General features: G+C 47.1%; 23 protein-coding genes. 3 read left to right on the top strand and 20 right to left on the bottom strand.

The genetic code is table 11. From position 1 onward, the window contains the following. The 11 genes from PSI17_RS09305 to PSI17_RS09255 form a co-directional block, all read right to left on the bottom strand. On the bottom strand, nucleotides 1-257 hold a 257-nt coding region (locus PSI17_RS09305), incomplete at its 3' end, for a tail fiber assembly protein (protein ID WP_273551724.1). An 8-nt stretch (nucleotides 258-265) separates the two neighbouring features. Beyond that, on the bottom strand, nucleotides 266-1,858 hold the full coding sequence (locus tag PSI17_RS09300) for a phage tail protein (RefSeq protein WP_273551723.1): 1,593 nt from the start codon (nucleotides 1,856-1,858) through the stop codon (nucleotides 266-268). After that, on the bottom strand, nucleotides 1,855-2,463 hold the full coding sequence (locus PSI17_RS09295) for a phage tail protein I (RefSeq protein WP_273551722.1): 609 nt from the start codon (nucleotides 2,461-2,463) through the stop codon (nucleotides 1,855-1,857). The genes PSI17_RS09300 and PSI17_RS09295 overlap by 4 nt, the downstream gene beginning before the upstream one ends. Further along, on the bottom strand, nucleotides 2,456-3,364 hold the full coding sequence (locus tag PSI17_RS09290; protein ID WP_273551721.1) for a baseplate assembly protein: 909 nt from the start codon (nucleotides 3,362-3,364) through the stop codon (nucleotides 2,456-2,458). The genes PSI17_RS09295 and PSI17_RS09290 overlap by 8 nt, the downstream gene beginning before the upstream one ends. 9 nt (nucleotides 3,365-3,373) lie before the next feature. Then, entirely contained in the window at nucleotides 3,374-3,724 is a 351-nt protein-coding gene (locus PSI17_RS09285) for a GPW/gp25 family protein (protein ID WP_273551720.1), read from the bottom strand. Then, nucleotides 3,721-4,356: a phage baseplate assembly protein V gene (locus tag PSI17_RS09280; RefSeq protein ID WP_273551727.1), complete on the bottom strand. Its 636-nt coding sequence runs from the start codon at nucleotides 4,354-4,356 to the stop codon at nucleotides 3,721-3,723. The genes PSI17_RS09285 and PSI17_RS09280 overlap by 4 nt, the downstream gene beginning before the upstream one ends. A gap of 146 nt (nucleotides 4,357-4,502) precedes the next feature. Next, nucleotides 4,503-5,024, bottom strand: a complete 522-nt coding sequence (locus tag PSI17_RS09275) for a lysis system i-spanin subunit Rz (RefSeq protein ID WP_273551719.1) — start codon at nucleotides 5,022-5,024, stop codon at nucleotides 4,503-4,505. An 18-nt stretch (nucleotides 5,025-5,042) separates the two neighbouring features. Then, the gene (locus tag PSI17_RS09270) at nucleotides 5,043-5,246 is read right to left on the bottom strand and encodes a tail protein X (protein WP_273551718.1); all 204 of its coding nucleotides are present in this window, start codon (nucleotides 5,244-5,246) and stop codon (nucleotides 5,043-5,045) included. Between the two features lie 323 nt (nucleotides 5,247-5,569). Continuing rightward, nucleotides 5,570-5,797 carry a hypothetical protein gene (locus PSI17_RS09265; protein ID WP_273551717.1) on the bottom strand — a complete coding sequence of 76 codons (228 nt, stop codon included), beginning with the start codon at nucleotides 5,795-5,797 and terminating at the stop codon, nucleotides 5,570-5,572. Nucleotides 5,798-5,912: 115 nt separating this feature from the next. Continuing rightward, the gene (locus tag PSI17_RS09260) at nucleotides 5,913-7,859 is read right to left on the bottom strand and encodes a replication endonuclease (RefSeq protein ID WP_273551716.1); all 1,947 of its coding nucleotides are present in this window, start codon (nucleotides 7,857-7,859) and stop codon (nucleotides 5,913-5,915) included. Between the two features lie 87 nt (nucleotides 7,860-7,946). Beyond that, entirely contained in the window at nucleotides 7,947-8,285 is a 339-nt protein-coding gene (locus PSI17_RS09255; RefSeq protein WP_273551715.1) for a DUF5347 family protein, read from the bottom strand. A 192-nt stretch (nucleotides 8,286-8,477) separates the two neighbouring features. Between PSI17_RS09255 and PSI17_RS09250 the strand changes: the two genes are divergently transcribed. Further along, nucleotides 8,478-9,098, top strand: a complete 621-nt coding sequence (locus PSI17_RS09250; RefSeq protein WP_273551714.1) for a phage repressor protein CI — start codon at nucleotides 8,478-8,480, stop codon at nucleotides 9,096-9,098. A 76-nt stretch (nucleotides 9,099-9,174) separates the two neighbouring features. Here PSI17_RS09250 and PSI17_RS09245 read toward each other — a convergent pair whose 3' ends face one another. Both PSI17_RS09245 and PSI17_RS09240 read right to left on the bottom strand, forming a co-directional pair. After that, nucleotides 9,175-9,723 (bottom strand): GNAT family N-acetyltransferase, encoded by a 549-nt coding sequence (locus tag PSI17_RS09245; RefSeq protein WP_273551713.1) that lies wholly within the window; start codon nucleotides 9,721-9,723, stop codon nucleotides 9,175-9,177. After that, nucleotides 9,720-10,205 carry a bactofilin family protein gene (locus PSI17_RS09240; protein ID WP_273551712.1) on the bottom strand — a complete coding sequence of 162 codons (486 nt, stop codon included), beginning with the start codon at nucleotides 10,203-10,205 and terminating at the stop codon, nucleotides 9,720-9,722. The genes PSI17_RS09245 and PSI17_RS09240 overlap by 4 nt, the downstream gene beginning before the upstream one ends. A gap of 1,232 nt (nucleotides 10,206-11,437) precedes the next feature. Here PSI17_RS09240 and PSI17_RS09235 point away from each other — a divergent pair. After that, on the top strand, nucleotides 11,438-12,259 hold the full coding sequence (locus tag PSI17_RS09235; protein ID WP_273551711.1) for a helix-turn-helix transcriptional regulator: 822 nt from the start codon (nucleotides 11,438-11,440) through the stop codon (nucleotides 12,257-12,259). Between the two features lie 216 nt (nucleotides 12,260-12,475). Here the strand turns inward: PSI17_RS09235 and PSI17_RS09230 are convergent, their stop codons facing one another. Then, entirely contained in the window at nucleotides 12,476-13,156 is a 681-nt protein-coding gene (locus tag PSI17_RS09230; protein WP_273551726.1) for an epoxyqueuosine reductase QueH, read from the bottom strand. Nucleotides 13,157-13,277: 121 nt separating this feature from the next. Further along, nucleotides 13,278-14,024, bottom strand: a complete 747-nt coding sequence (locus PSI17_RS09225) for an SDR family oxidoreductase (protein ID WP_273551710.1) — start codon at nucleotides 14,022-14,024, stop codon at nucleotides 13,278-13,280. Nucleotides 14,025-14,202: 178 nt separating this feature from the next. Here PSI17_RS09225 and PSI17_RS09220 point away from each other — a divergent pair, with 178 nt between their 5' ends. Then, nucleotides 14,203-15,825, top strand: coding sequence for an AMP-binding protein (locus PSI17_RS09220; protein WP_273551709.1), 1,623 nt, complete (start codon nucleotides 14,203-14,205; stop codon nucleotides 15,823-15,825). A gap of 368 nt (nucleotides 15,826-16,193) precedes the next feature. Here the strand turns inward: PSI17_RS09220 and cobT are convergent, their stop codons facing one another. Genes cobT through PSI17_RS09195 form a run of 5 tightly spaced genes read right to left on the bottom strand, consistent with a single transcriptional unit; the run spans nucleotide 16,194 to nucleotide 20,992 of the window. Then, nucleotides 16,194-17,240, bottom strand: a complete 1,047-nt coding sequence (gene cobT, locus PSI17_RS09215) for a nicotinate-nucleotide--dimethylbenzimidazole phosphoribosyltransferase (protein WP_273551708.1) — start codon at nucleotides 17,238-17,240, stop codon at nucleotides 16,194-16,196. Nucleotides 17,241-17,275: 35 nt separating this feature from the next. Continuing rightward, nucleotides 17,276-18,034, bottom strand: coding sequence for an adenosylcobinamide-GDP ribazoletransferase (gene cobS, locus PSI17_RS09210; RefSeq protein ID WP_273551707.1), 759 nt, complete (start codon nucleotides 18,032-18,034; stop codon nucleotides 17,276-17,278). Continuing rightward, on the bottom strand, nucleotides 18,031-18,576 hold the full coding sequence (gene cobU, locus PSI17_RS09205) for a bifunctional adenosylcobinamide kinase/adenosylcobinamide-phosphate guanylyltransferase (protein WP_273551706.1): 546 nt from the start codon (nucleotides 18,574-18,576) through the stop codon (nucleotides 18,031-18,033). Before cobU ends, cobS begins: the two co-directional genes overlap by 4 nt. Then, the gene (locus PSI17_RS09200) at nucleotides 18,573-20,108 is read right to left on the bottom strand and encodes a cobyric acid synthase (RefSeq protein WP_273551705.1); all 1,536 of its coding nucleotides are present in this window, start codon (nucleotides 20,106-20,108) and stop codon (nucleotides 18,573-18,575) included. Before PSI17_RS09200 ends, cobU begins: the two co-directional genes overlap by 4 nt. Continuing rightward, a complete protein-coding gene (locus tag PSI17_RS09195; protein ID WP_273551704.1) occupies nucleotides 20,105-20,992 on the bottom strand; it encodes an ATP-binding cassette domain-containing protein in 888 nt (295 codons plus the stop codon). The genes PSI17_RS09200 and PSI17_RS09195 overlap by 4 nt, the downstream gene beginning before the upstream one ends. Nucleotides 20,993-21,039: the final 47 nt, after the last annotated feature.

The raw sequence follows: 21,039 nt of genomic DNA, 5'->3' as shown, positions 1-21,039 counted from the left end.
GCAACATTCATCCGGTATTGTTTTTCCCGCTCCGCTCTCCGCTGCAATTCTTCTGGCGTGGGCGGGGGAACATCTGCCCATACAGGCAAACCATCAGGCCCTGCGATGCAATATTTGTCCGGAGGAGGGGTCATGAATTCGTCATAAACAGCCTGACTCACCTCGATACCATCATCCGGCCATGTGCCTGCGTCAATATAAAATTGCTGCCAATCAATGGGGTAAAACGCGTTATTTTTTGCACTATAAACATACATATCTCACCTCAGTATCCAATCGCTATCCAGGTACAATTCAACGACGGTTCAGGCACGAATCCGTTTCCTGTCATAACAGCACAACCCACCAAAAATTCGTTGAGTGAGTAGGGATAACAGAGAGCCGCTTCCAGATAACCGGTGTCAACAGGGTTCGCGCTGATCGTCACCGCACACGCCGCGACGGTGAATGGCCTCGGAAATTTAACCATCTGCCCATCCCTGTATTTGCCACTACCCCACTGAATAATGACCCCGTTCGATTTATCCCGATACCAGCCAGATGCTCCGAACAACACCTCGGTCGGTGGATTATTCGGACTGTAAACACGCTGCCCATTTTCCCAAATATTGCGTTGTGCCCAAATATCACGGGACGATGTCACATCCTGCCCCGCACCGGAACGCACGAAACCTGTTGCCTCTAAATTCCCCTGCAATACCCCCCCTGTTTTCGGATAGGCGCCAACGTCATCGGGTGTAGGTTTATTATTGGGACTGTAAACACGTTTTCCACCCGATTCGTAAATACCGTTTGCCGACACATAGCCAGTCGCATCGACATTGCCGTTGACGATCCCACCACTTTTGGGATAAGCGCCAATATCATCGGGTGTGGGTTTATTGAGCGGGCTATAAACCCGAATCCCACCCGCTTCATATACCCCATCTCCAGACACGTATCCCGTAGCATTCACGTTACCGCTCACGGTTCCGCCTGTTTTTGGGTAGGCATTTCTAGCGAGATCGGCGGTTCCCGCTAAACCGAGGTTTTTCACAAACTCATCTCGATTAGGAATATCAGCACCATTCTTGCTTTTTTCCAGACGAGCATTTGCTAAATTTTTCGCTTCATTCACCCGTGCATCAGTTTCACCTTTGTTATAGGCACCGACATCTCCCGCATTCAGTGAAATATCCGCAGTTAACGCCTTGCCATTTACCTTACGCCCAGCCGGAACGCGCCCATTCGCATTATTATTCGCCGCGTTAGCAAAATCATACGCTGCTTTCACCGCCTTCGGGGTTGCGGCATGAGTTTCGCTATTGCTGTCCACCGCGCTGCTCAGGATGACAAAACCCTTCTCTTTCAGCGTTGCGTCAGGATGGTTACGGCTGTTCGCATGTTTCGTAATAGAATTATCCACATACTCACGCGTCGCCAGAACCACCGACGGGTCAACTTTCAATGTCACCGCATTAGCGCTACTGACAATCAGGATCATGCGGATCGTCTGGGTGCGGCCGGAGCCTTCCTGCAATTGGGGTTTGTAAGTTTCTGCGCAGTTACCTACCGCAATCAGGATGCCGTCTTTATCGAACAGGCCAATTTCACGGATCCACCAGCCGCCTTCGTTTTCAGGAATAACCTGTTCCGCAATGATCTGATTGGTGTTTTTCGGATCGATGCTCAGCGTATTAATCGCGGCACGACGTTTTTCATTAATCAGTTTGGTTTGTTTGGTGTCTGGGGTCGGCAGGCTGCCGCCGCCATCACCAACGGCCATATGGGTAATTTCAATTTTAGTCCCCAGTGCCGCGGCATTTGCCAATTTATCTGCGCCTAACTGCGTCAGCAGCGCAAAGAATTTGGTACTCATGGTCTAATCCTCATGTCATCAATAATATGTATGCCCGCGCCCACAACTTCTGCGCCGGATACGGTTACTTGTTCCGGGAAATAAGGGTAAACGGTCAGTTCGTCACCGCTGTAAGTCGCTGCCGAATAGTGATATTCACCGCGCGTGTCCAGATTGATATCCAAGCCAATCAAATGCCGGCTGATGGGCTTGGCATCAAAAATCAGGTTCTCCAGCTCCTCGAACATTTCATGAGTGATGCCGTTTTCCAGAACACCAATATCCAGCCGGAACGTGCCCGGTGTTTCGTTGGTCTGCCACCACTCTTTGACGCGGATGAGATAACCCAATGGCTCGACAACCCGCCGGATCGCGCCAATCGTTCCTTTGTGTTTATGCAGGAACAGTGAGCTTTTGATTACTTCCCTTTTGGTGCTCTCAGACCAGTGCTCATCCCAACGATCCACCGACCAGGCCCATGCCAAATAGGGCAACAGCGATACCGGACATGTGTCGGGGTTCCACAACTCGCGCAGGGGCACTTTTACCTGCTGTAATTCAGCGCAGGCCTTCGCTGCCGCAAGTTCCAGCGGGGTCGAACCCATCGGCAGAAGGCGATCACTCATCCGAACCTCCCATCGTCAGGGTGGTTTTGGTGCAGTAAGATGCCTGGGTTTTATCCAGCACGACGTCTTTCAACGGCGCTTTCAGTTCCACGCGCTGGACACCTTCCACATGCAGTGCCGCATAAATCGCCGACAAACGAATGTCCCGTCCCAAGCGATGTTGCGCTTCGACATAATGTTTGAGCTTTTGCTCCGCCGCCTTGCGAATCGGCTCTGATTCCGGTGTCGGGAAAATGTACAGCAGCGCATCAATTTCATATTCCACAATGTTCGCTGACTGGACTTTCAGGCGATCCGCCACCGGACGCACGTTTTCGTCATTCAGCACTTTCTCGACGATTTCCAGCAACGCCTTGGAAGCGATGCCCTTATCTTCCCGCGACATAATGGTCACGGTCACGTTGGCCGGCGATGGGCTGATGGCCGACGCATCCGCAACCCGACCATCCGCACTGCGGGCGTGGTATTCATACGCCCCGACCGGGCCAGCAACGCTCAAACCTTCGAAAGCCTGTGGAATGCGAACGCGGTAGTCGTTGTCAGATTCCATCACTGCCGGTGTCGGGGGTACGGTAGTGTTATCCGCCGGACGCAGAACCATGCGGGATACGTTATTGTTCGCACCCAACTGATCCAGATCCCTGCCGGTCGAATAGGCCACCATCACCGCGCCGGCGGCTTCGTTAACCCGTTGACGCAAAAGCAATTCACGATAAACGTTCTCTTCCAGCAACTTGACCAAAGGTTCCGATTCCAGTTGCAAAGTCCGGGCAATGGCTTCTTGCTGATCGTCTGGATAGAGCGATATCAAGCCTTTTTTGCGCTCCTCCAGCAGTTGTTCGTAATCCAGTAGTTCCACCACATCCGGTGGTGGCAACTGGCTTAAATCGATTGTTGGCATTGTCTTACCTCACCGGGAATGACTCACCGGAATAGAAAGTGAAAATTCCTGGGCGGATTGATGATAAGTCCCCGTAATATCCACCACCATTTTGCCGTCCTGTTGCGTTTCCATCGTGATGGAAGTCAGCGTCACCCGCGGCTCCCAACGACTGATTGCGGTAAAGCTGGCCGCCATGACCTGAAGCCGGAGCGCAGGATTCTGCGGCCAGTCAATCAGTTCAGGCAGCAAAGATCCGTAGGTACGACGTGCGATACGGCTGCCCACGGGGGTTAATAAAATATCGCTGACGGATTGCCGGATATGCGCCAAATCTGTCAACGCTCGGCCGGTCTGCCGATTCATTCCCAGATACATCATACGGGGCCTCCTGATGTGTCACCGCCTGACCGGATGCCGGTGTGTTTATGGGAATCCACGACCACGCCGTTGGAACTGAATGTGCCTCCGGTGTGTTCAATATTGCCCGTCATTTTGCCGCCGTTGCGCACAATCAAGTTGCCCGTGCTCATTAGCTGCGTACAGATGACCTCCGGTGTATCCAGCGTAATTCGGCTGCTGGCGACACAGGTGATTTCCGGTGCGGTAATATGGACGGAATCCGAAGCAGTCACTGTCGCGGTTTTGATGCCAGTCACCGTCAGTGCGCCGGATTGCGGTTCATATTCCATCACAGCACCATCCGGAAACTGGATGTGCGTTGCTTCCGGTGAGGTTGATGGCGCCGGAAACTCATCTGAAAAAATCGCAGGCAATACAAAGGCGGTGGTCAGCTCTCCGCCCATGGACAGTAATAAAACCTGCTCACCGACACTGGGCGCCCACCATGTGCGGGAGTTTCCCGCCCTGGATGTCAGCCAGTGCAGCCAGTTGGTTTCAAGATTGCCCGTCGCGACCCGGCACATTCCTTTTGTGGTATCCACTTGGGTAATGACGCCGGTTCGGATCAGGTTGCGCAATAAGCGCATCAGTTCAGTGAGTTGTGTGTTCATGACGTAAGAATGCCACGGAAAAGCCGGCCGGGCATTAAACGGGGTTTGTAGGAAACACCCTACAAATCCAGCCATAAAATCATTTTAAATCAATAAAATAAAAGACCTTCTCCAAGATGAAAGAAGGTCTTTGAAATAAACGGTGATCATTGTGGTTTGCACTGCCGCACAATCTCGCGTACATACTGTTGCAAATAGTCTAATTTGGCTTGGTCGCGGATGATGCCGCCCCGGATATCGTAAATAGTGCGTCCAGCTTTTGCAGTGAGTTCGATTTGGGTTCCATCGCCCACGCTGCCGGTGCCGGTATCTCGGTTTTGGGTGAGCTGACAGCCAGCAAGGTTGGCGGCGGCGATTTGCACCCGCCGATGACCAGCAGCGATGTCAGCACGTAAAGCTGTATTTTCTTCGGTAACATCAGCTAATTTTCCTGAATAGTATTCATCCAATTGTGCTGCCCGATTTTGTGCTGCTTTCATTTGCTGAACCACAGCCAGCATTTCCGATTGGGCTTTTTGGTTGATGACGACAAGCTGGTCTGCGTGCTGTTGTTTCAGGCTCGTCATTTCATTGAGAAACAGAGTGCGATGCCCCCACCAGCCAAGGCTTGCACCGACAACCAAACTCACCATCAAAGGCAGTTTCTTTAATGCTCTGATCCCTAACAAAACTGTTCAGCCTCCTCATTAATCCCAAAGCTGAATAATGGGTTTGCTGGCGGCAGGCATAAATTCTGGCATTTCCACTTGCGTTCCATGAGGCAGTACCGCGCCAAAATCAGCCAATCCCGGATTTGCCTGCAATACACGCTCAGTCATTCCCAACGTGCGGCCATAATAGCGCCAGCAGATGGCATCCACCGTTTCATTTTGTTGTGCAATAATTTGCATATACGCTCCTCTCCTCTTTGCAGAAATCTTCTTTTCAAAAATCTTCTTTTCAAAAAAATAGTTTGTGAGTTAATTCGGAGAATCATGATCAAATAATTGGCGAAATGACTCAATGCGGTGAGATTGTCAGGTATGCCGTACACATAAACCAAGGGGCAGGAAATCATTTCCCTGCCCCTTGGCGATTATCCTCCCAAACCTCTTGAATGAGTTCATTATATGTTCGTGTTCACTGCCTTTTTTAGTCCCTGTCACTCTTACGGAGGTACTGCTAATGGTTCCAATGCTAAAATTTGTATCAGGATAGTGTGGTAATATTAAATTTATTCTTCTGTTGAATCCGCCTTCCTTAATACTTTGTTACCGGTCACCTCATTACCTAACAGATCGTTTTCCAGTTTACTCTGGTAACTGTTAAACCTTTTTTCATAAGGTGCAGATAGCTCCGCTATCCAAACCAGTGCCAGCTCTTTGTCTTCCGCATGATTGCATTCGCAACTTGTTGCCATCCGAGCAATGAAATTGATCCGTTGCGCTACCAATGATTCCATAAGAGATTCCACTGATTTACCTGCCTCCACATAATAAACTGTATATATATACAGTACACGTAATAAGACTAAATTTAAAGTAGTTTTTACCTTTTCTGGTGATTAAATTTGATCGTTAATCACTGTTGCTCGCTGTTTTAGCAGAAATATTTGCCAATTTGACTGATTTTTCTACTATGCCAATGCCACGGTCGAAATACCGCCTTATCTTGCTGCTTTCCTGTTCATCCGTACAGTTATTGACAGAACTCCAAGGGGCAAATTTTTTGCTTCTTTGATACACAATTCGTTCAGGTGTCACCGTAGATTCCGATTTTGGCACGATGGTCCATTGGTGGATCCGTGTACAAATAAATCCGGCGTCAGACAAAAAGGGTGAGGTCACACCTTGGATGGATTGAACATCTTCACCGTAAGGGCTGCCAAAAGGGATTTTTTTGTAAAATAAGCGAATGACTAAATCACGACGCGCAACCCAAGGCCCGCCCTGTGCTTGAGTATAATCCGCCCAATTCCCCTCATCTGCTGCCTGTAACACGGCGTTTATCTTATGATCAGCGAGACGGACTTCCCTGAGCCGGCGTAATTCGCGCCAAACCGAAACCGGGGCACCACCAATTTGTTGAAATTGGCGAATACGCCAACGGCTCGCCCAAGCAGTCACTGATTTCGCCATATCGCGCAGGGAGCCTCCGGTTTCATGGTCTTTTTCTTCTTCCAGTGCATAACCGTCAATATTTTTGGAAATGTACTTGGCAATATAGCCCGTTGCACTGCCTTTATTGGGATCAATCGCCTGATAATGAAAACGGGCTTTTTTAGCTTCATCGTTCTGCAACTCTTCCTGCTCTTCCTGACAGGTATAACGCTCAAGAATGCTTCTGACCTGCTGCAAATGCTCTGGCAACATGAACAACACCAGATGCCAATGCGGTGTACCATCATGATGGGGTTCCACCACACGGAAACCAAATAGATTAATTTTCGCTCTGGCAAACGCCGCCCGTGCTTTTGCCCAGACACGGCATAAATAACGTTGAGTATCACGTGGCGTTGCGCCATTCCAGGATTTGACAAACCCTCCCCGTCGCTGAACAGCGTGATATTTTGCCGGAGCCGTCATCGTATAAAATTCCCCGACGCAGTTCATTTTATTGGCAACCTCTTCGAAACCGCGCATTCTGACCATTAATTCACAACGGCGGATCGCCGGGTTCGCATTGCTATGCACAACGGTATCTGCCAGTGAAATGCGCTCCCCTTTTTCATTTTCCAAATCAAAGTGTTGGAAAAATTCACGATTGCGCCGCTTTTGTTCCAGCCATTCCCGCAATGCCCGGCGTGAAACGTAAGGAGAAGCAGCTTGCTGTACCTGCCCAACAGCAATGGCCAGATGTTCAGATTGAATATCACGCAGGTGCTTTAGCCGAAAATACCACCAGCGGGCAGACATCATGCGCAACATACCCGAACAGAGTTGATCGACCGAGGGCATTTTGCGCCCCCCATTGAAACGCTGCCAATAAGGCGGATTAGTGCCACACTGCAACGTCAGCTTTGCCAGCAACCGGTACAATCGGGCAACGCGGGAAAATGGCGCATCATTTTGGCAGTCAACAGAAGTTGATGCGTGCTTTTGGGTAAAAAGCACAGAATAGTGTTCATAGTTGCCGGAAATAAAAACAGAAATAGTGTGGGCAAGTTTCAAGAGTTGTTTGCGATCATAGGTCGCCATATTTTCCAATTGTTCAATAAAAGGAAAAGGTGCCATGCCAGAGATACGATGGCGAAATTGATACTTCGCTTTGACCAACTGCAATCTTGGCAAGACATTCTGCCCGACGGTTTTTCTCAGGAAAGAATTTGCCTCACGGCGGCCTGAACAATTAAAAATATCGATATAACGATGGCTGAAATATTTCGCCAGAAAATCCGGCATCTGTCCGATATATTGGTGACGCCATTGATGATCTTCGGCGTTGACTGCCCAGAGCAGGCGCTCTGCCATTGAAACGCCCTGTGGTATGTCATGTTGTTTAGGCGTGATAACATCAAAATTCATCAATTTCACCATATTAAGGATGTGCGAGGGTCTGGCGTACTCATGCCATTTGTTCAAAGCAATAATGTGTTTAGTAGAAAACGGTCTTTAGCCAGCCAGTGTCAGGTACTTCGGAAACTGACTGACAACGACCTTGATATGATTCATCGCCCTGATCAGCGCCTGTTTTTCCTTTTGGGTAAAATGGTTGAATTCACTATCGTGGCGGATGCGCGGGATATTCGCCAAGTAGAAAATGGCCGATAACGCCCGTTTATTCTCTTCGTAGTAACGGTCTGTTTTATCGCGCATATCAGCTAAAAACCGGTTTAACTCCTTCTCATTTTCCCCCCAATATATCGCCCTGATCCTCGACAAATGATTCAATCCTTCCAGCCGCTGGCCGAGGTTAATCTGGGTAAACTTTTCTTTTTCAGTATTCGCCATATTTTCCCTCCACTTTTTTCCCTCCATTTCAAACGGCACCCCATGTCCTAGAATTAGGTCATTAAAGATTGAAATTTGGGCGTTCATGATGCAATATCTCTTGATGGTTTTCGGTTTAACCAATCCGGGCTCATTGAAGATCTCAAAATGAGAACCTTAATGGGATGCTAATAGCTCTTATCTGTACTATCAATGAAAAATACCAATATTGAGATCAAAATGGGGGCCGATAGTGGGGGAAGACCTGCTATTGAACGTCTTGTCCGCGCATATGGGTTTAAATCACGTCAGGCCCTGAGTGACCATTTGGGCGTTTCCAAAAGCACGATGGCAAATCGCTACCTTCGTGATAGCTTTCCCGCGGATTGGATCATCCAGTGTAATCTCGAAACTGGTGCTTCACTGCTGTGGTTGAGCACAGGTCAGGGAGAAATGTTTCCAGATGGAGAAAGCGGCAAAAAAGCGGAACGGTTGGAAGATATCATTGCCCCATCCATCTCTCGCGTAAAATTATCGGGTGGTAAGCTCAATGAGGCTAACCCGGTGATTTTGGACAGCGAGCTGATTTCCAGGGAACTGAAAAATCCGCTGATTATTGATGATGGTGCCTCATGGTATCTGCTGGATACCCAAGAAGGTAATATTCAGGATGGCTTATGGCTGGTGGATATTGAGGGTATGCACAGCATCAAAAAGATTGCCAAAATCCCAATCAGCAAGATCAGGGTCAGCGACAGCGATGTCACTTTTGATTGTGCCATCAGCGATATCAAATTCATCGGCCGCGTCGCTCTGGTTATCTCCCGGCAATAAATTGTCCGCATCAATAATCCGGCCTAAAATAGCTTCCATCAAGGTTATCCCTATTCATCAGGGTAACCTTGATGTTTCACACAAAATCTGAACGCCGAAGCCGATACAGAACGTGCTCTCTCAATGGATGATTTTCTTCCAAGCCGGGATGCAGGAAGGTTTTTTCATCTCTGGTCATGCTCAATTTCTTCATCACACTCTCCGAGCGGTAATTAGAAACAGTGGTAAAAGCGACAACTTCTTCCAGCCCGATTTCCGTAAATGCAAAATCAAAAACCCGGCGAGCGGCTTCACAGGCATAACCTTGCCCCCAAAATGGTTTGTCCAGACGCCAGCCAATTTCAACAAAAGGAGAGAATGGAAATTCAATATTCGGGATATTCAAACCGACACACCCCATAAATTCACGACTCTGTTTTAATTCAACCGCCCATAATCCCCAACCGCCCTGCGTTTCAAACTTACGCATACAGTTATCGATAAAAAGATTGCTCTGTTCTTTGGTCAGTATATTAGGAAAAAATTCCATGACGTCAGGATGACGGCTCAGGCGAAAGAAAGGCTCCCTGTCTTCTTCTCTCCAGGCACGCAGCCATAATCTTTCAGTTTCCAATTCAACAATCACAACGCCTTTTGTTTATCACCTTGGTTATCTCTGATGGAAATAACCCGCTCGATGTCTGATTTTTTCTTATTCTCAACCTGTTCAGATTGACCAACAAATAACCCGCCACGTCGAATTGACATGCTGCCGCAGCGGCTGATACCCCGTAATTCGCCATGCTCAAGAATATCCAATGTTTCCGCACAGCATGTACCTTCAACATGGCCGTCAATGATAATTTCAGGGGCATTCAGCTCACCTTCCACTTTACCGGCATGCATAATACGAATAGCCCCCCCTTTTACGCGGATATTGCCAATAACTTTACCCCAGACCTGAATATCCCCTTCCATGTCAATATCACCCTTGAAGACAGAGTTCTTTGCAATAATGGTATTGGGACGAGTCTCAGCCTCAGGTAATTTTTTCTCTTCGGCCTTGATGCCGATAATGGGCGTCACAGAACTGGCAGCAGGTGCCTCGGTTGTTTTTTTTCCAAACATAGCGTTTATTCTCAATTTCATTTTCATAAAGTAAGACACTAAAGCTAAAAAAGATAAAATTGCTGTTATGGTACAACTAAGATGGGCACCATACAGATGTAGTCCCAATGCAATTGCCCAAAGGAGCCATACGCTGTATAAAAAAGCGTTATCTGAAAAACGATACTTTTTCATATTGTTCTCGTTTTTGTGGTTTTTTTCTTATATTTCATCAGCAATATACCTTGCATATGCCTTAGCAGGTAATAGAAACACAGGTAACAAAAAACAGGCTGTGAAAACACATCCTAGCATTGTACAAGTACGAAAAACAATCTACGAAGCTATAACAGAGGTCTTTATAGCGTTATTACATGGATAACGTTTCCATTTGAGTTTAATCCTCTGATTTCTCTTTGAATTATCTCATATTTATTGAATAAAATAATCCATTAAAATCTATTTTTTGCTTATTTTCATCGGCATAAACCATATAAATTCATCATTCCATAACAATGGATACAAAACCTTAATAATCCAGTAGCATATCTGAACCATAAACACTTTATACTCGCCGCACTTCAAGATACCTTTATTATCCCCCCGCAACATGGGGAGATAATAAGCTGCTTTCGTCTTACGAGGGGTAACTTGAAGTTTATAGGGGATATATCCATTATCTGATCGTTTAATCATTTTCGATAACTTTATCATCATGAGACTCTGGGTGTAATGTGATAACACATAAACATATTACGCAGAAGGTTAAAGCGTTCAGCTAATAACCAGCAGTTAAAACGCATTGAGTGCGTGTAAATTGCCGTATTTATTTAAATAATGAATTAGACTATATTTTAAAAAGAGTTTGAAAATCCGAACATGATTGATATTTCCCGCAGATTAAATTTTCCATTAAAAATAACCCAACAAGCAGATCAGATGACTATTTTTATACTCACCTCACTTCAAGAAATCCCTATTTTTTCACCGGAAAGCAGAAAGATAATAAGCTGTTATCCTCCTGCAAACTCCAACTTTACGTTTATAGAAAATAAAGCATGTCAATATTAACAATACAGAAAAAACAACCACATGAAAATCAATCAATTCAAGATAAAAAATATTTTTAATGGCAAAAAAACACACTTAACCCTAACACAAATATCCATTTAGTTATATAATAGATGAAATAAATATACCATGCACACATCAAAAAAATGATTACTCATGATACGGAAATTTAGGGGTATTAAATGAAAAGGACGACGGGATTAAATCAAAAGAATATTTGCACAATCCAATTAACGATGCCAGATCTCAATATCATTGAGCATAAACAACGAGGGCTATATATTTTACTCGATGGTGAAATGGTATGGAAAGATTGCATAAATAGTTATCACATCAAATCGCATGAGATCCTGTTTACCCATCCCGGAAGTTATGCGGCCAAAACCCATACGGAAAACTGTCAGCTATTGTGGTTACCCTTACACATGGAGTTTTTACGTAGTTTTTTAAAACGCTTTGGGTCATTGCTCAGCAAAATAGAACGACAGGAGTTTCCTGCCTATCGGCTGATTCCTTTTCGTCAATTCCCTTTGTTAACGGAAAGTATTCGCGGGCTAGCTAACTTATTGGCGCATGATTCCCCTCCCGCTTTGGTTCAATTAAGGGTTGAAGAGTTATTGTTGCTGCTTTCCCTGGGTCAACAGGGCGCCTTATTGATGTCTATCCTGCGAAAATTAAGTAACCGTCAGGTAGAACGCCTGCAAACATTTATGGAGGCGCATTATCTCAAGGAATGGAAATTGAATGACTACGCACGTGAATTCGGTATGGGGCTGACTTCGTTTAAGGAGCTGTTTAACAGTGTCTATGGCACTTCACCCAAGGCTTGGATCAGTGAGCAGCGTATTCTTTACGCACATCAATTGTTACTGAATAGCGAAAGAAGTATTGCCGATATTTCATTGGAATCGGGGTTTTCCAGCCAGTCCTATTTCACTCAAAGCTATCGCCGACGTTTTGGTTGTACACCTAACCGCACCAGAACTTGTTTTAGGTCAAACTGAAAAGCCGCAACCACGATTAACCTCATGATCGTTTTTATCGATTAATCTCCTCTGATTGATCTGTGCAATCCATTGGACGGCAGTATCCCATCTCACATATAGTCATGGTGGTTTATCACCGTTTTAGAGCCAATCCGACTAGGCTCTAAGTTACCATCAGGGATTTTTATCTTTGCCGTATTTTGAGCCTGCGCCATGCAGGCTTCTTTTTTTTGATTACTGCAAACTACCCTCTTTTTTGCCGCTGTCTGCATGATAAAAGACCGTACCTAATTTAATTCTTTCACGGCCGGTCGCCAGACGATGGCGGTTAGTATCTCTGAGGGAATAAATACAGCCACAATATTCCTGCTGATAGAACTCTTCACGTTTACTGATTTCTATCATGCGGGCAGATCCGCCCCCTTTGCGCCAGTTATATTCCCAGTACGTCAGGTCAGGATAACGGGAAGCGGCGCGAACACCACATTCGTTGATTTGCTGCATATTTTTCCAGCGTGAAATACCGAGTGAGCTGGTAATCACCGGGAAACCATGCTCGTAGGCATACAGTGCTGTTCGCTCGAAACGCATATCAAAGCACATTGTGCAACGAATACCCCGTTCAGGCTCATTTTCCATGCCTTTTGCACGTTCAAACCAATTATCACGGTCGTAATCAGCATCAATAAAAGGAATACCCATTTGCTGTGCAAAACGAATATTTTCCTCTTTGCGCAGCTCATATTCTTTCAGCGGATGAATATTGGGATTATAGAAAAATATTGTAAACTCAATTCCTGAAGCCAACATGGCTTCCATCACTTCCCCAGAACATGGCGCACAACATGAGTGCAATAGCACTTTATTGTGTCCGCTTGGCAGTGGCAGCGATTTACGCTCATCATTCAGTGACATCATCTTTTTTTACCTGATTGAGACAATAAAAAATCAGGAAGAGAATAGATCCTCTCCCTGTGTTTATTGGATAGGCCATCTTACCTTTTTCTGCTCTCTTGCGACAATCTTTGTAAGGTAATCACTCCGGTACTTCCGGCAAAATCAGCCCCCCATCAACCACAATCGTTTGTCCGGTAATATATTTCGCCTCATCAGAAGCCAGAAAACAGGCAGCATAACCAATATCTTCAGGCGTTCCCAACGCCCGCATTGGCGTGGACGCCTTCGCATCACTGAGGAATTCATCACCAAAGGATTTCAGGCCCTCAGTCATGATCATGCCCGGCATCACCGCATTAATGGTAATTCCCTGCTGCGCGTATTCCAACGCAGCGCTGCGCATAAACCCAAGTTGCCCGGCCTTACTGGCACCATAGTGGCTGTAACCCGCAATCCCCGTTATTTCTCCCGTTATCGATGACGTGATCACCACACGCCCGTAACGCTGCTTTTCCATCACATTCAACGCAGCCTGCACTAGGAAAAATGTCCCCTTAAGGTTGATGGTATGCACTGAATCCCAATCTTCCGCAGTCATATCCTTAAGATAATGCTGTGGAAAAACACCGGCATTGGAGCAAAGAATATCGAGCCTGCCATGCTTTTCAACAATCTGATCAATCGCATTTTTACAGGCGGCCTGATCAGTCACATCAAGCGGCATAAAATCGACGTCCAGCGCTTTGGCAGTGGCGGCACCTCTCACCTCATCAGTCCCTGCAATAATGGTCACAGCGCCGGCTTGCTTCAACACGTTGGCAATCCCTTTGCCAATACCTTTAGTTCCACCGGAAATAAAAGCGATTTTTCCTGCTAAATTAAACATGGTTGTTCCTTTTGTATTTTCTTTTCGTATTCGTGGAGAACGTTTTTTATTAGCTTAAATATCATGATTCAATCTATTTTTGAGCCACCATCTTATCAATATTGCTTATTCTTCTGCCAGAGATTACTTTTAAAGGACAGAATAGTTTTGTTAAAAATAATAATATGAGGTGAAAAATATGATTCTCGATAATTCATTCCTAAATGAATATACCGGCACGGCATTATCACCGATTTTGTTTCTCAAAAGAGCAATATTGAGCAATGGTAATGATATTGCCGTTATTGATGGAAAACAGCGTTGGACCTGGCACCAATATGCCAACCGCTGTGAAAGGATTGCGATCGCTCTCCAACAAATGGGAGTGGATAAGGGAAGCGTCGTTTCAGCCCTGTTACCGAATATCCATGAATTACTTGAATTACATTTTGCCGTTCCTTTATCCGGCGGTATTCTCAACGCCTTGAGCACCCGTACAGATGCCGCCACATTAAATTTTGTCTTTGAAAAACTGCATCCCAAAATATTATTTATTGATAAAAGCTATCTTTCACTATTAAATAATGTCTCTTTTAATCATCCAATTAAGATAATTGTTGTTGATAATGAAATGGGTGATGAAAATAGTTCAACGGTTCCTCTATCCCCTGCCGGATATGCAGGCATACCTTACGAATCCCTGCTAACCGAACACCCATCAAAAACCCTGTCATTGATCCAAATTGACGAACAAGCCGCCATCAGTATTAATGCAACCTCGGGCACCAGCGGGCAACCTAAATTGGTGGTTTATTCTCACCGTGGCGCATTCCTGAACGCGATTTCTAATATTCTGGATTGGGATATGCCCAGAAACCCCGTCTTTTTATGGACGCTGCCCATGTTCCACTGCAATGGCTGGTGTTTCCCGTGGACAGTGGCGGCACGGGCGGGTACACATATCTGCATAAGGAAATTTGATGCCGAAGAAGCCATGCAGCTTATTCAGGAACATAACGTCACCCACTATTGTGGCGCCCCCATTGTTCACTACGCTTTAGGCAAGATAACGCAAAAGTATGCCCAGCATTTTGGTGGCCGCGTTTTTGGCCTTATTGCCGGTGCCCCACCGACAGAAATCATGTTTTCATTGCTGGATGAAGTCGGTATCAATGCGACACATGTCTATGGCTTAACTGAAACTTATGGCCCGGTGGTGGTTTGTGATCCTAAGCAGGAATGGAAGGCATTGCCAAGATCAGAAAAAATCTTAAAGCGGATGCGGCAGGGAATTGTCTCTAATTTACAAGGGCAGGTCAGCGTTATTGAGAGGAATAACCAGTCGGAAGTGCCTTTTGATGGCAAAACCATCGGTGAAGTCGCCATTCGCGGTAATATTGTGGCAGCGTATGATCCGGTACGCCATGTCACACCGGAGATCACCAATCAATGGTTTTATACCGGTGATCTGGCGGTCGTCGAGCCTGATGGCTATATCAAAATCGTCGACAGGAAAAAAGATATCATTATTTCCGGTGGCGAGAATATTTCCAGCCTTGAACTGGAAAATGCCCTGTCCGGTTATCCCGGTGTCTTGGCTGCTGCCATTGTGGCAAAACCCGATCCCTATTGGGGAGAAGTTCCCCATGCCTTTATTGAAACCGACGAAAATGTATCAATCACAGAACAAGCGTTAGATGATTATATGTGTACGGTCGTCGCCCGGTATAAACGCCCTAAAGGATATACTTTTTTAACCTTACCCCGAAATGCAAATGGCAAAGTGCTAAAAGATCAATTGAGAAAACGTGTCAAAGACTGATATAACAAGCATAAAATTAATAACGATCAATTAATCTCAGGTAAAAATTGAGATAAATATTCATATATAACCAACGATCTATACCTTATAAACGTCAAGTTGCCACTCGTAAGACGAAATCAGCTTATTATCTCCCCGCGCGGCGGGGAGATAATAAAGGCACCTTGAAGTACGACGGATATATTAAATATAAATAGGCAACAAATGAAAAATGGTTGCTGGATATCGACAATGACTGACTTGCCACACGCGGGTACAGCACGTATTATGTTCTACAAGTGTATTAACAATATACTCCTGGTTTATTAAGATTAATTCCTTGCTTATTTTATATTTTAGGCCGCGCTATAGGCGGCCTTCTTTTTATGTTATGCCGGAAAACGGATACCACTGCTTGCCAATTTCCCCATATGGCAATACATCATGCAGGCGGCATCGATCAGGGACATCGCAATAGCCGCACCGCTGCCCTCACCGAGACGCAAATCCAGATGCAAATAGGGTTGTAATTGCAAATGTTGCAACGCCAGCACCGCCCCTTTTTCTGCCGAGTAATGGGAAGGAATGCAATAATCCCGTGCAATGGGTGCTATCTGACACGCTGCCAGTGCTGACGCATAAGACAAGAAACCATCAAGGACAACAGGCACACCAGAAGCCGCCGCCCCCAAAATCACACCGGCCATGCCGACAAGTTCAAATCCTCCCACTTTTGCCAACACATCAAGGGCGTTTTTGTTATCCGGCTGATTGATGGCAATCGCCTGCCGGACAATGGATTGTTTATGCGCCAGCCGCTCAAGCGGAAAATTCGCGCCCACCCCAACCACATCGCCGGGATCACTGCCGGTCAGGACACTGATCACTGCGGCGGCCGCAGTCGTATTAGCGATCCCCAGCTCCCCGATACCCAACACTGTTACGCCTGCTGCAATCCGCCGCTGCGCCAGTTGCGCACTTGCCAGCAACAACATTTCAGCATGTTCATACGCCATCGCCGCCCCTTTGGCAATGTTGCCGCAACCCCGTGCCAGTTTAAGGGACACCATCTGTTCAATAGGATCACAATCAATGCCAATGTCCACGGGCAAAACCTGAGTGCCACTGTTTTTCGCCAGCACACAAACCCCGGTTAACCCTTTCAGCATATTGCGCGCCTGTATGGCCGTCACATTCTTAGGTGAAATCGCCACGTCTTCGTCATAAACACCGTGATCAGCGCACATAACAATGATCTCTTTCTGCCGGTTTTTCAGATCTAACCTGCCCGTCATGCCCGATAATTGTATTGCCAATGCCTCAAGACGCCCTAAACTCCCCACTGGCTTGACCAGACTGTCAATATGCTGTGCCGCTTTTTCCATCTTTCCCCGATTCAGGGGTTGGATCGCATCAACCAATAATTGTAGTGTCATGTTTATTCATCCGGCCAACCGGCTGCCGATGCGGTTTATTGCCAAATCATTGCCAATAAAAATGTCATTTCCCCCACTTCAATGGCAGCCCCCAGCGTATCGCCCGTCTGACCACCAAGACGATAATTGAAATAGAGAGCAAGCGCGTAAACGACAAGCAACGACACCATCATTGCCAATAACGTCTGCCAGTTTCCTAATATCATCACCAACACAATACCGCTCAACAACGTCAGCACCGTTGCAGAGGGAGTTATGCGGCCAATATAACTGCTTCCCATCCCCCCGCCTTTACGGGCATCACGTTGCGCATACATTAACAGCACCGCGGCCGTGCGTCCGACAATCGATGCACTCGTCAGCAAGGCAAGCAAATAGAGCGGGGGATGATAAGACAATTCGGCAACCGCGAATGTTTTGAGGGAGAGACAGAAAATTAACCCGACACCACCATAAGTCCCAAGCCGGCTATCACGCATAATCTCCAGCATTTTTTCCCGCTGGCGGGCGGAAAAAAGCCCGTCACACGTATCCGCCAAGCCATCTAAATGTAACCCGCCCGTCAACACAGCCAACGCCAGCACATAACCTATCGCGCCAATATACATTCCCCCACCCGACTGACTAATCGCAAGGGAAAGTAAACCGGCCAGGCCACCAACAATCAGCCCAATCAACGGAAAATAGGGAACGCCACGCCAATATTGACTAAAATCGACGCCTTTCGCCCATTTCCCGGGGATCGGAAGCCGTGTCATAAATTGTAATGTGGCCCAAAAAAGATGCAGTTTCATTTAATCTTCACTCCAATGCCTGAAACCACCAGCCAGACTTCTTTGGCAGCTTGTGCCAGCTTTTGGTTAGCACGTCCGGCGATATCGACAAAATGGCGTGCCAGTCGGTTTTCAGGTGTGATGCCCATGCCCAACTCATTGGTCACCAAATACACAGGCATCGGACACATCAGGCTGGCCTCAATCAAGTCATCAAGCTGGTGATGGATAACCCCCTCCAATGAGGCAAAATCAAGTTCATCAGGTGATACGCCACCCGATAAGTCAAACAATAAGTTAGCAATCAGCGTGGTAACACACTCCAGTATAACGCCCTCCTGAGATTGGCGGTGCCGGCGGATCACCGCGCCTAGATTTTGATGACCTTCCCAAGTCCGCCAATGTGCCGGTCGCTGCTGCTGATGTCGCGCAATACGCGCCGCCATCTCTTCATCCGTGGCCTGTGCCGTCGCGATATACAACACCTGCCTGCACTGTCCGGCGAGCAAGCGTTCAGCGTGGGTACTCTTGCCACTGCGGGCACCACCTGTCACCACAATCATGATTTGTGCTCACGCATTAATTGATAGATCCGCGCGATATCCAGATGCTCACGCATACTGGCAGCCAGCCGATTGAACTGTTTTTCTTTGTGCCGGCGGTAATCAAAAGCGACATTTTCCAGTGGCACCCTGCCTTTTCGGATACGCAACTGATTTAATAGCGGGCGGGTAAAGGTGTTTTGATCAAACAAGCCATGCAGGTAACTGCCCATCACCAAACCATCCTGCGTAACCGCTCCATCAAACTCAATTTTTTCCTCGCCATTGCGCAAATGTATTCTGGCAAAAGGTGTGACCTGCTGACCAAGCCGGGTGGTGCCCATATGGATCTCATACCCCTCAATCGGTTGCCCGCCGCATGATTTCAGCATACCTGATAATGCCGGCGCTACTACCCCCCTGATCTGTGCGGTTTGTTTTTCGCTGGCAAATTCAGTTTCAGTATCCAATAATCCTAAACCTGCCATTTGGGTTAAGCCGGATTCCACGCCATCCACGATCTGCTTGCCTAACATTTGATAACCCCCACAGATCCCGATAATCGGCACCTTTTTCTGCCGGGCGGCGATAATGGCCTGATCAATGCCTTGAGTTTTCAGCCATGCCAAATCGCCCAATGTATTCTTGCTGCCGGGCAGAAGAATAAGATCAGCACCTTGCAGCTCAGAAGCCGAGGAGACATAACGCAAATACACATCCGGTTGAGCCGCCAGTGCATTAAAATCCGTGAAATTGGCAATATGGGGATACTGGATAACCGCAATATCCAGACACGCTTCCGTTTTTGGCTCTGGCTGATCGTATTTCCCCACCTGCAATGCCACACTGTCTTCATCTTCCAGATCAAGATCCAGCCACGGCAACACCCCCAATATCGGCACCTGTGTCAAGGCTTCGATCTGCTCGATGCCGGATTGCAATAAAGACACATCACCGCGAAACTTATTGATGATCACGCCCTTGATACGGGCTTTTTCCTCCGGTTTCAGCAAGGCCAATGTGCCGTAAATGGCGGCAAATACCCCGCCACGATCAATATCTGCCACCAGAATAACCGGAGTATCCACCAATTCGGCCATGCCCATATTGACGATATCGCGCTCACGCAAATTGATCTCTGCCGGGCTGCCGGCACCTTCTAGCACCATGATGTCCGTTTCTGCCGCCAATCCGTGATAGGCCAGCAAAATCTGCTGGCGCAATTGGGGTTTATATTCGTGATATTCCACCGCATTCATGCTGCACATCGCTTTTCCCATCACAACCACTTGGGCTTTGCGATCGCTGGTGGGTTTCAACAAGATCGGATTCATGCGCACATCCGGGGCAAGCCCCGCCGCTTCCGCCTGAAATATCTGCGCCCGCCCCATCTCTTTGCCGTCGGCGGTAATCCCGGAATTAAGCGCCATGTTCTGGGATTTAAAGGGAGTGCAACGATAACCGTCCTGAGTAAATATCCGGCAAAATCCAGCCACCAGCACACTTTTGCCGACATCCGACGCAGTTCCCTGAACCATCAGCGATAATGTCATTGCGTGTTTTCCTTTATTTTCTGGGGACGGGTGTTAAGAAGATCGGTTTTAAGAAGATCGGTTTTAAGAAAATCAGGTTTAGGCCGATCAGTTGTGCGAAGAACAGAAAAGAATTCCGCCTCTGTCTGACACAGCGGCAAACCGGCTTCACTGTGGACTTTCACCAGCCACGGCTGTGCCAATCCCGCCTGTTCAAGCCTATTTTTTTGCAGTAATACCGTCTTAGGGGAGCCGGAACTGATCATTTCGCCATTTGCCAGCACATACAAACCATCGCAGATCTGATAGATCAAATCGATATCGTGGCTGGAAATAATGATCCGTTTTCCCTCAGCCGCTATCATGCTGATCATCGCCAGCATTTGCTGGCGGCCTGCGGGATCAAGCCCGGCGGTCGGCTCATCCAGCAACAGGTAATCAAACTCCATGACCAGTGCCCCTGCAATCGCCACGCGTTTTTTCTGCCCAAAACTCAAATATTGGATCGGTTTATGGCGGAAAGCCTGAGCATCCACCCGTGTCAGCGCATCGTCGATCCGGCGCTGTATCTCCGTTTCATCAACGCCCAAGTTACGCAAACTAAAAGCCAGATCGCTGTCAATATCGGTATAAAAAATTTGCTGGTCAGGATCTTGAAACACCGTGACAACCTGCTGGCGCAGGGCCATCAGTCCTTTTTTACTGTAATCCAGCGGAGTGTTATTCCACCAGACCGCGCCTTTTTGCGGGCGCAAGATACCGGAAAGCGTCATCAATAAGGTTGACTTACCACAACCATTCGCCCCGATAATGCCGGTGACTTGATGACGGCCAAAATCCAGTGTCAAATCTTTCAAGACAGGTTCATCCTGATAACTGAAATGCAGTGCGCGAGTTGCTAACATATTTGTCCTCTCCCGGTTTTCCGGCCTTCAACGCATCTTACTCATTC

The organism is Xenorhabdus sp. IM139775, from assembly GCF_028598745.1.
Lineage (GTDB): Bacteria > Pseudomonadota > Gammaproteobacteria > Enterobacterales > Enterobacteriaceae > Xenorhabdus.
Note: the sequence above shows the minus strand (reverse complement) of the source record. Positions and strands in the feature narration are given on the sequence as shown.